Annotated in this window: 10 protein-coding genes and 1 pseudogene; 4 read left to right on the top strand and 7 right to left on the bottom strand. The window is 67.9% G+C overall.

What is annotated here, in order from left to right:
- Positions 1–39: 39 nt before the first annotated feature.
- The 3 genes from KPF47_RS12275 to KPF47_RS12265 form a co-directional block, all read right to left on the bottom strand.
- A complete protein-coding gene (locus KPF47_RS12275) occupies positions 40–330 on the bottom strand; it encodes a transposase (RefSeq protein ID WP_178374588.1) in 291 nt (96 codons plus the stop codon).
- A 939-nt stretch (positions 331–1,269) separates the two neighbouring features.
- Positions 1,270–2,793, bottom strand: a complete 1,524-nt coding sequence (locus tag KPF47_RS12270) for an SCO6880 family protein (RefSeq protein ID WP_374108833.1) — start codon at positions 2,791–2,793, stop codon at positions 1,270–1,272.
- A gap of 97 nt (positions 2,794–2,890) precedes the next feature.
- Positions 2,891–4,135, bottom strand: a complete 1,245-nt coding sequence (locus KPF47_RS12265; protein ID WP_224388991.1) for a hypothetical protein — start codon at positions 4,133–4,135, stop codon at positions 2,891–2,893.
- A gap of 142 nt (positions 4,136–4,277) precedes the next feature.
- Here KPF47_RS12265 and KPF47_RS12260 point away from each other — a divergent pair, with 142 nt between their 5' ends.
- On the top strand, positions 4,278–4,694 hold the full coding sequence (locus KPF47_RS12260) for a hypothetical protein (protein ID WP_224388989.1): 417 nt from the start codon (positions 4,278–4,280) through the stop codon (positions 4,692–4,694).
- Here KPF47_RS12260 and KPF47_RS12255 read toward each other — a convergent pair.
- The gene (locus KPF47_RS12255) at positions 4,691–5,035 is read right to left on the bottom strand and encodes a hypothetical protein (RefSeq protein WP_224388988.1); all 345 of its coding nucleotides are present in this window, start codon (positions 5,033–5,035) and stop codon (positions 4,691–4,693) included. The two genes, KPF47_RS12260 and KPF47_RS12255, sit on opposite strands and share 4 nt — an antisense overlap.
- Positions 5,036–6,092: 1,057 nt before the next feature.
- On the opposite strand from KPF47_RS12255, the gene KPF47_RS12250 reads away from it, so the two are divergent.
- Entirely contained in the window at positions 6,093–6,518 is a 426-nt protein-coding gene (locus KPF47_RS12250) for a hypothetical protein (RefSeq protein ID WP_224388987.1), read from the top strand.
- Positions 6,519–6,892: 374 nt separating this feature from the next.
- Here KPF47_RS12250 and KPF47_RS12245 read toward each other — a convergent pair whose 3' ends face one another.
- The 3 genes from KPF47_RS12245 to KPF47_RS12235 are packed head-to-tail and all read right to left on the bottom strand — an operon-like array spanning position 6,893 to position 8,191.
- Positions 6,893–7,843 carry a hypothetical protein gene (locus tag KPF47_RS12245; protein ID WP_224388986.1) on the bottom strand — a complete coding sequence of 317 codons (951 nt, stop codon included), beginning with the start codon at positions 7,841–7,843 and terminating at the stop codon, positions 6,893–6,895.
- A 50-nt stretch (positions 7,844–7,893) separates the two neighbouring features.
- Positions 7,894–8,064, bottom strand: coding sequence for a hypothetical protein (locus KPF47_RS12240; protein WP_224388985.1), 171 nt, complete (start codon positions 8,062–8,064; stop codon positions 7,894–7,896).
- The gene (locus KPF47_RS12235; protein WP_224388984.1) at positions 8,018–8,191 is read right to left on the bottom strand and encodes a hypothetical protein; all 174 of its coding nucleotides are present in this window, start codon (positions 8,189–8,191) and stop codon (positions 8,018–8,020) included. The genes KPF47_RS12240 and KPF47_RS12235 overlap by 47 nt, the downstream gene beginning before the upstream one ends.
- Before the next feature lie 45 nt (positions 8,192–8,236).
- Here KPF47_RS12235 and KPF47_RS12230 point away from each other — a divergent pair.
- Positions 8,237–9,094: pseudogene (locus KPF47_RS12230) on the top strand (IS5 family transposase).
- Positions 9,095–9,326: 232 nt separating this feature from the next.
- Complete coding sequence (locus KPF47_RS12225; protein WP_255659559.1) at positions 9,327–10,400, top strand: IS630 family transposase; 1,074 nt, start codon at positions 9,327–9,329, stop codon at positions 10,398–10,400.
- Positions 10,401–10,408: the final 8 nt, after the last annotated feature.

The following is a 10,408-nucleotide window of genomic DNA, read 5'->3' as shown; positions in this document are numbered from 1 at the left end:
GGTGGAAGGTCCTCTGGTCGGCGATGAAACGTGCCACGCTCACTTCGTCGCCTCCTTGACCCACAGGACCACGGATCGTTTGAGGACATCACGCTCCATCCGCAGCTCGGCGTTCTCCGCCCGCAGCCGCTTGAGCTCGGCGATGTCACCCCGGGAGAGGCCTTCGGTGTCCTCGCGGGCCTCCCGCGCTCGGGCCACCCAGTTGCCCAGTGTGCCCTCGTTGACCCCCAGGTCGCGGGCGATCTGGGCGATCGGCTTGCCGGTCTCCTCGACGATCCGGACCGCACCGTCACGGAACTCCCGGTCGTATCGCTTCCGTACCTCTGGCATCGCCACCCCTTATAGCTGATGCCTCCCCGATCATGGGGGAACCGCACTCCGAGGACATCAGGCACTGTCGGCTCCGTCTCGCGAGCTGCGTCGTGGCCGGTGGTGTTGGTGGTGTGGTCGAGGGCGGTGTCGAGCAGGCGGCGTTCGGTGACGGTGATCGGCCCGCGGCGCACGATCACCACCAGGGCCTCCAGTAGCGAGAGGCGCCGGGCGCGGATCGTCTCGACCAACCGGGCTCGTTCGGACCCGACTGCTGCGGCTAGGGCGGCGCGCAACGGCCCGGCGTCGAGCGGGTTGAGTGAGTGGAGTCCGCGGCCGAGGCGCCAGACGGTGCCGCCGAGGTGGTCGACGAGCGGGGTGTATTCGCCTTTGACGTCGCCGGGGATCACCGCGGTCGCCCCGAACGCGACCAGGCCGGTGAGCAGACGTTTCACGATCGTCGACTTCCCGATCCCGGGTTGGCCCTGGATCCACATGCCGGTGTTGGACACCAGTCCCGACCGGAGCCAGTGGGCGGGGTCGAGGCCGACGGGTTCCCCGGTGTGGAGGTGGCGGCCGACGGGGACACCGCGGGGGGCGGCGCCGCCGGCCACGGCGAACGGGAACAACCCACACACCTGGCTGGTGGTGGCTTGCCACATGATCCCGGGCTCGACGTTCGCCGCGCGCCCGCCGCCGCGGGCGGGCCAGCCCCACGCCGGCGGCAGGTTCCGGCACCGGGTCTGCTGCGCGGTGACAAGGTCGGGCGCCGCCGGATGCGTCGGCTCACCAGGCCAGTCGGGAACGAGGTATGTCGTGGTCATGGGCACCTCATCGATGTCTCCGGCTCTCTCCGGGGCTCTCCGGCTGGATAAGGGCAGGTAACGGCAGGTAACGGCAGGTAACGGCAGGTATAGGAGTGCGTGGAGATGTATGGGCAGGTACGGGGAGGCATGGGTGTTAGTGGCGGTGGTGGAGTTCGTCAGGGTTGACGCCGAGGCCGAGGGCGGCGGCGAACCCGGCTGCGTGGGCGCCGTTGAGCCTGCGCAGCCGGAGTTTGCTGTGGCCGGCGCGTTGCTCGCAGTCAGCGACAGCGGCGGGCAACAGGGTCTCGTCGGTGACGGTGGTGGTGACATAGAGGGTGAAGCGGCCCAGGCCGGCGCCTTCGGCTTCTTCGCGGGCGGTCTGGATCGCGCGGACGAGGTCGTCGCGGTCGCGTTGGGTCTCGTCGCGGCGGGTTTTGCGGGCCCAGGAGCGGCGGATATGGGTGTGGGTGATCTCCCGTTCCACCTCGGTCGCCGCCGCGGCGGCGCTGAAGGGGGTGTAGAGCAAGGTGGTGCGCCGCGCGAAGGGCCCGGGGGCCAGGAGCGGGGCGAGGATGCGGTCCATGACAGCTTGTCTCGGTGCGTCGATCATCGCCCAGGACACCGATATCCCCGAGTCATGCCGCCAGTGATCCCAGGATTCCCGAGCACGAATCGGCGCCGCATCCGCCCACTCCGCAGCCCACCCCGATGCCGGGTGCTCTGCCAAGCCCGGCGGCACACCGACGCCGCCACCAGCAGCGGCAGCAGCGGCGAGATCAGCGCGGGCGCCGGGGTCGTAGGCGGCGCGTAGGTGATCGGTCAGCCAGGGGGTGGTGGCACGTCCCAGAACCGCGACCCCGGTTGCGGCGAGGGCACGTTCCATGCCGGGCAACCAGCGGGTGACCTCGGCGACTGCTGCGGGGAGGTCCGGCGGGCGGGGTGTTGCCCGGGCGGGGTCGAAGCAGAGCGCAACATAGGTGTTGATCTCGGCGGCGGAGGACGGTGCGGCGGCGGCGAGCGCGGCCATCACCGCCCGCGCCGCCGCTGGTGCGGCCGAGTGCAGGCGGGTGGTGACGTCGTCGCGCAGGGTGGTGCCGCCGGTGGGTGAGGTGTCGATGGTGACGGTGAGGTGTCGGATCATGGGTTGGTAGCCGAGGTCGGCGAGGAAGCCGCCCCACTGCGCAACCCAGGCGTCAGCCTGGGTGCGGTCGATCAAATCCAGCCCGACCGGGGAGACCCGCAGGACCGCGGTCAGGGTCCCGGTGCGCCGATCCCACAACAGGCCCTGACGGTCGCCGCGGCCGTCGTCGGTCGACAGCGGCACCACCGGGGCGAGGGGGCCGGGGAGGTCGTGGCGGCGGGAATGCTCGGTGAGTAGCCCGCCGGAGAGCTCGGTCCAGCCCGCGCGGGCCGCACGGTGGAACCGCAGCCGACGTAGTGCCAGACCGGTGAGGGAGCGGCCGTCGACCTTGACCACGGTGACCGCGACCAGCACCGCCCCGACCGCGGCCAGGGTGAGTGCGGCGCGGCCGGAGCCGATCGCGACCAACGCGGGGGCGACCAGGGCGGTGAACACGACCTTCGTCTCGGTCGGGGACAGGGTGCCGATGCCGAACCCGCGCGCCCGGCGCCAGTTCCCATAGGTCCGACGGGTGACCCCGGCCGGGCTGCTACTCACCTGTGATCACCGGTCTGCTCCTGTGTCTCCTGCGCCGGGTGGCGTCTGGGCCGCACCCGACGGCGCCCCGCTCCCGCCTGCTCCGGAAGCGGGTGTCTCACTGGTGGTGCTGGTCATCTGCTCGGTGGTGGCCGCGGCAGCTGACTGCGCGGCCTGCACCGCCGCCGCTCCGGCGGCCGCGACCGCGCCGACCCCGACACTGCAGCCCCAGCCCCGGCACCCGCCATGCTGGTGCTGGTTCCGGCCGCTGCACCCGGCGCAGGTCCGGATGCTGGTGCGGGGGCCGGGGTGTTCTGCGGCCCGGGCGCAGCACCGGGAGGCGCTCCCGGTGCTGAGGGACCCCCTCCTCCCGGACTGTTCCCGATGCCCCCACCCGCGCCGGTGCTGGTAGCGCCGAGACGAGAGAACCTGTCGGCGCCGAAGGGGACGGAGTGGGGGTGGTCCCGGCGGGGCCGCTGTCGGGGCCGGTGAGTTCCATGGATCGTCCGCCGCGCATCTCGGCCAGGGAGACCGCCCCGGTCGCCGCCCCGGCGGCCATGCCGCCCGCGGAGCCGGTGGTGAGGGTGGTGCCGGTGGTGAGGGTGGTGCCGGTGAAGGAGAAGAACCGCATCAACACCGGCAACGCGATCACCGCAAGGGCGAGGATGACGATCCCGACCAGGATCGCCACCCACTCCGGCCTACCCCCGGCCGGTGTCGGGGTGGAGATCAGGGTCATTCCGACCGCATAGATCAGCCCAGCGATCGGTTTGTAGAAGATCAGTGCTGCGAGCCAGGCGATCACGGTCGGCAGCCACCGTCGGGTCGCCCCGGACAGCGCCCCGGCCGCAGCGATCGGCAGGAGGGCGATCAGGACGAAGATCCCCGCTTGGCGGACGAACATCGCCAGCCACTGCAGCGCAGCGAGGATGAGGACGACGGTGCCGAGCAGGATCTGCGACCCCACCCCCATCTGCGAGAGCTGCAGGACGGTGGTGAGACGGTCGACGAACTCCGGCAGCGCCGTCCCGAGGAAGTGCGTGGTCGCCGCGTCCGCGGCGGCGAGCGTGGTGACGGTGAGCAGGACCCCGACGGTGGTGGCCAGCACGAACCGCACCAAGCCCGCGGCAGCCTCGAGGAGGGGTTCACCGCGGCGGGTCAGGATCATCTTCCCCACCTGACACAACAAGCAGATGGTGACGATCGCGGCCACAAGCGGGCCGGTCAGCACCGCGAACCGCTCCGCATGCCCCTGAAGGCCGTCGAAGACGGTGCCCTCGGCCAGCCACCAGGTCAACAGCGCGGCGAGGATCTCCGCCGCGGACTCCGCCAACGCCCCACCAGGATCAGTCCAGAACCCCACCTCACACCACCTCCGCCGACGTGGACGTGGACGTGCGGGATACCGGAGCGGGCCCGGCCGGGGAGGTCGGGAAGGATGACCGGTCGTGAGTGATGGTGATGGCGCCGGTGGTGGTGGTGCTCTTCTCGTTTCGGTCGGTCAGGTGTTCCCGTCGCTGGGGTGGGAGAACCCGGTCGAGGTCAACTACGTCCTCTCGGAGTTCCTGGTCGAGCAGATCCGAGAAGACCGCATCGTCGACGCGACGGTCGCACCGCTGCCCGACCCCACCGACGGTGTCGTGCTCACGCTGACCGTGCTCGCCACGGGGGAGCTGCCCGGCGGGACCGCGGTCGCTGACGGGGTCTGTCAGGCGGTGTCGGCGATGCAGTCGGCCTGGTTGTGGCTCAACGCCGGCCTCTCGACCAACGGCCTCACCGAACTGGATGAGGAGATCATTAGGCGGATGATCCTGTTCGCCGGCCGGGACCTGCAGGTCCGCTACCTCGACCCACCCTCCCCGGACGAGAAGGACATCTCCGGTTTCATCCGCTCCCAGCTCCTCACCGAACCTCAGCCCTAGAGGAACACCGCGACGATCCCCGAGGCCCCCGCAGCGAGAGCGAGGCCGCCGACGCCCCACAGGGTGCCGGTCAGGCCGTCGATGGCCATCGCGTGATTCCGCTTCCGCCCGATGACGATCATCCCCGCGCACACCAACAACCCGACGACCCCGGCGGCGATCAGGCCCCACTTGATCCAGCCGATGATCCGGTCCACGAAGGTCCCCAACTCCCCGGGTGGGCGCTCCGGCGGTGGGTTCGGCGGCTGTACCTGCCCCGGATCCACCACCAGCTCCTGTGCTGGATCCAGCACAGCGGTCGTGTCGGCCACCGACACCGCGGCGGACATCATCAGAGACATGGGGACTCCTCGACCAGGAACAGGGGAGCGGTGGGGCCGGCGGGGTGGTGGTCATGCCAGACGTACCCGGGCTGCGCCCGTATCCGGCGCAGCGACCCGTACGGCGCGGGGAGAGACGTCCTCGCCCGGGCCTGTCGCATCGTGGGCGTCGGGGAGGGCGAGGACGGCGTCGATCACCTGATGCAGAGCACGGGCAAGGGCCCGTTCAGGTTTCGACAGCGCGGCGGGGTCCAGGGTCAGGAGCGCTGCGGCTCGGCGGATCGGACGGAGCCTGTCGCGCCACTCTGGTACGAGGGGGATGTGCACGATCCCTGCGGTGTGCGGCTCGATACTGCGTAGTCGATTCCGCGTATTCGACCCCAACCCAGCCCCGGGGGTATCAGCGACGACCGCGAGGACCGGCGCCGCGGGGGTGTGCTGCAACGCGCGCGCCGCCCCGCCGACCGAGGACACCGTCGACCGACACACCACCACCGACACCGGCGTCCGAGCCCGATAGATACCCCGATCCACACCACCCAGCCCGGCGGCGAGCAGGCTCGTGCCGACCCCGCCAGCGACCCCGGCCACACACGGACGCTCCCGCACCGCCACCACTCTCACCCCGACCAGAACCATCGATCTACAGCCGGTAATACCACCTGATTGAACGGAATCACAATCGATGGAATCATACGTGTTCGGTCGGGGCGACGCTCGCGAATGCGGAGACTGTGGCAGGCCGGTGCGGATGAGGCCTCACACCGCCGCCGCGCGCCACCGGGTGGTTGTTACCGCCCGCGGTAACGCTGGAACCTGCGGTAGCGATATTCTCGGACAAGGCAGACATCACGGACACGGCGGACGGACCGGGAAGGGGTGTGGTCGGGTGGGGCGGTCGTTCCTCGAACCCGCTCCGCGTTACGACCGCCGAGGTGTGCTCGGCTTGGTCATCGCCGGGGTCGTCACCCTAGGCGGGGCCGTGCTGCTGTCGGTCTCGTTGCTGTTCAGTGTCGGTCCGCCACCGCCGGCCGCCTCAGCGACGGGCGCAGCCGCCACGTCAGCGGGTGGTGTGGGGGTGGCGGCGGTCGATCCGCTGGTCACCGCGCAGCGTTGGCTGATCGCCTCCCGCGCGGTCTCCCACACCGACCCCGACCCCCTGACGTGGACCGCCCGGGTCGCGCCGCTGTTGACCGGGCCGGCCGATCGCGACAACGAGCGTCTCGCCGCGACCGGGGCCCGGACCGGGGGCGGCTGGCCGCAACTGGTCACCAACCGCTGCTCGGTCACCGTGACCGGGGTCGATGCGGTGACCCCGCCCGAAGCCCCCCGCAGCAGCGACCGGGTCGCCGTCCAGGTCTCCGGTACCGTCCACACCCGCTGCACCGAACACCGCGCCCCCCGCACACCACCCGAACCGGTCGCCGCGACACTCACCCTGACCCGCAACGGACCCGACACCAGCGCAGATGGGCTCTGGCGCGTCCACGAACACCTCCACTGAACCCCCGCACTCCGCAGCTACCACCGCCCGGGCGAGTTCCCCCACCGCCAAACATGATCATGAAAGGTGCCCTTGACACCTGTGCGCGCTGCACTCGTCCGGATGACCTGCTGCGGACACACCTGGGTCGGACCCGACCGCGCCCACTGCTGCCAACGCGGCGGCGGCTGCGGACACGTCTTCGACAACGCCACCCTGTGGGACGCCCACCGCACCGAACATGACGGCGTCACGACCTGCCTCGACCCGGCCACACTCGGACTGACCACCACCAAAAACGGCATCTGGATCCAGCCGTAGGTTACCCTCCTGATTGTTTAGCATAATTCAGCAGTGGGCGACAAAGCCTGAAGTTGCCCCTTGAGTTCCATTGCTTACATGTCTGCGAGGGGAAGTTCGCGGAGATGGCCGACTGTGCGACGGAGTGAGTGTACGAGTATGCGCTCGCCCGCTTGTCCAATATCCGTATGACGCTCTGTTCCGCCCTTGGCGTAGAACCGCTCCAGCTCGGCGTCGATCACTGGCGCATCTCGAAATTTCATCCGGTCTGGAAACGCAGTTTTGGCGAGGGGGTCCTTTAATTCTTGGCTCGTAATGAGCTGTCGCTTCGCGGCGAGCTCGAGACCGGTAGCGAGCCAGTCGCTGAACGCCTCCAGCCGCTGTGTCTGCGCTTTTACTGCGTATCCCCCAAGAAGCCAGTGGCGCTGATCGATGCACCGTCGCCCGGCGGCTTGGGCACGGTGACACCCCTGGACGATTGCGTGGTAGGCGGTCCGATGGCCGCCACCATCAAGATTGTTCCCCATTTGATGGATCAGTGTCCGATCTCGCTCGTACCGCCACTCATCCCAAGCCGAATGGAGATTCCTTTGTATTTCAAGAAGGGGGTTCATCGCGGCCATCACTTCGATCGCTACCGCACGAGATTCAGCGACAGGAGGCCCATCAGCTTCAGTCAATTCGTGCATATATTCGCACGGGGCAAGATCGGGCCAGACATGCTCAGGGAGGACTTCCCGCACGCTGTCTTCGGGGGAAATCTTTGCGCGCCGCAGATCATCGCTCCCGTAAGCGAAACGATCCGGCGTGGATTCGGTTGTGCCGTACTTCAAAAACAATATTCGGAGCACGTGCGGATACACCCCGGACAAGCGGTTCGCATGCAAAAGGCGCGTCCGCCCTACCCGTGATTCCTGTAGCAGCTCAGCCGCGATGAGTCGGTTAGCTTCGCGGAGCGCTTTCGACTCCGACCATCGAAGAATGCGCGCTGCATCAGCGATGGAGACGAAGCCTCCGTGTCCGTCATGCTCGATAACGGTGTGCATCAGCTCCTCCGCCGCTGAGGCGACAACGTTTAGGAAGTTTAGAGGTCGTTTCAGAACGACTTGTCGAGTTTCCATTGACCCCTCGACGACAGATCAAACGGCAGGTCAGATAGCCGCTTGTCGTCTACAACAGACACGTCGACCTCGTTCTGAAATGACCTCTTAGAGGTCGTTTCAGAACGACTTGTCGAGTTTCCATTGACCCCTCGACGACAGATCAAACGGCAGGTCAGATAGCCGCTTGTCGTCTACAACAGACACGTCGACCTCGTTCTGAAATGACCTCTTAAGAGCGTCCGGCAGTAGAGGTGGCCGTGTGTCGGTGTTGGTAGAGACACGGACCTGCAAGTGATCATGGGATTGCTGATGTCCTGATGGTCGCCTGGAGGGTCCGTGCCTCTATTGCCAGAATCGCTGATCGACCCCCTCTGGGTCGAGTTCGCTGCCCTGATCGAGGCAGAGCGGCGCCCGGAGTTCGACCCGGCCCATCCGTGGGGATGTCACCGCCGCCGTATCCCCGACCGCCTGGTGTTCGAGCACGTGCTCGCGGCGTTGGTGCACGGCAGCGGCTACGAACGCATCGCCACCCCCGGCTGCTCGGACCGCACGATCCGCCGCCGTCTCGCCCAGTGGGCCGCCGCCGGCGTCGGGGAGCAGGTCCTTCGGGCCGCGCTGGCCGGCTATGACTAGATGATCGGTCTCGACCTCGACGATCTGTCTGCCGACGGAGCGATCACCAAGGCTCCCTGCGGTGGCGAGGTCGCCGGCTGTAACCCGGTCGACCGGGGCAAACAGGGCACCAAACGCTCCGTGGTCTGCGACGGTGCGGGGATCCCGCTGCACCTGATCAGCGCCCGCGCCAATGACCACGACTCGCCGTTGCTGAAACCGACCCTGATCGGGATCTACGACATGATCGGGCCGCTGCCCGAGCGACCGTGCCTGCACCTGGACCGGGGCTATGACTCAGGCAAGACCCGCGATCTGCTCGAACGACTCGGGTTCGACGCACAGATCGCCACCAAGGGCCGGCCCGCCCCGATCCAGGTCGGTAAGCGGTGGCCGGTCGAGCGCACCCATTCCTGGATGAACGGCTACGGCAAGCTGCGCCGGTTCACCGATCGCCGGAAGATCATCGTCGAGTTCTACCTCAACCTCGCCGCCGCGCTCACCGTGATCCGCCGGCTGATCAACCGTGCCCGCAGCCGCTACCGCTGGACAACCCGACCCACGACCCGTCGACTCCGATAACCATCAATCGCCGGACGCTCTAAGAGGTCGTTTCAGAACGACTTGTCGAGTTTCCATTGACCCCTCGACGACAGATCAAACGGCAGGTCAGATAGCCGCTTGTCGTCTACAACAGACACGTCGACCTCGTTCTGAAATGACCTCTAAGCCTGGTGACATGTCGTGTCACTAGTGTTGCGGTAACTAGGTTACTTTACTCACGGGCTGGTTTACGGGATCATGAGCTGTGCCGTTGACTGTGACCGTGGACGTTCCGGCCGCCGACCGCGAGGTGTTGGAGTCCTGGCTGCGTTCCTCGTCGGTTTCGGCGGGACTGGCCCGACGGGGCAGGATCGTGTTGCTGGCCGCGGACGGGGTGGCGGTCAAGGACATCGTCACACTGGTCGGGGCGTCGAAGGCGACGGTGATCGGGTGGAAGAAGCGTTACGCCGCTGAGGGGATCGCCGGGCTGGCCGACCGGCCCAAGGCGGGCCGGCCGCCGGTGATCGACGAGGTCGCGGTCGTGCTCGCCACGCTGGAACCGCCGCCTGAGCGGCTCGGAGTCACGCACTGGTCGTCACGGCTGCTCGGTGCCGAGCTCGGGATCTCCCACGTGTGGATCGGCAAGATTTGGCGGCGGTGGGGGCTGCAGCCGTGGAAGTCCGAGACGTTCAAGTTCTCCACCGATCCCGAGCTCGAAGCCAAGGTCCGCGACATCGTCGGGTTGTATCTGAACCCGCCGGACAAGGCCGTCGTGCTCTGCGTCGACGAGAAATCCCAGGTCCAGGCCCTGGACCGGACAGCGCCGATCCTGCCGATCATGCCCGGTATCCCGGAGAAACGGACGCATGACTACGTCCGTCACGGCACCACCACGCTGTTCGCGGCGTTAGAGGTCGCGACCGGGCGGGTCGAGCAGGCGTGCCTGCCGCGGCATCGCCATCAGGAGTTCCTGCGGTTCCTCAAGCAGGTCGCGAAGGCCTACCCGCGGCGCAAGCTGCACCTGGTGGTGGACAACTACGCGACCCACAAGCACCCCGCAGTGAAGGCCTGGCTGGCCCGCAACCCGCGGATCACCCTGCACTTCACCCCGACCTCGGGATCGTGGCTGAACATGGTCGAGGTCTTTTTCGGGGTCATCACCCGCCAGGCCATTCGCCACGGCAGCTTCGGCAGCTTCGGCAGCGTCAGAGAACTGATCGGCGCGATCGGCCGGTTCATCGACGGCTGGAACGAACGCTGCCACCCGTTCATCTGGACCAAACCCGCAGACGACCTACTCAACCACTGCCGACCCGGTCAAAGAACATCGTTTACGCGACACTAGGTGGTGGT

This window comes from Pseudonocardia sp. ICBG1293 (genome assembly GCF_020131355.1).
Lineage (GTDB): Bacteria > Actinomycetota > Actinomycetes > Mycobacteriales > Pseudonocardiaceae > Pseudonocardia.
Note: the sequence above shows the minus strand (reverse complement) of the source record. Positions and strands in the feature narration are given on the sequence as shown.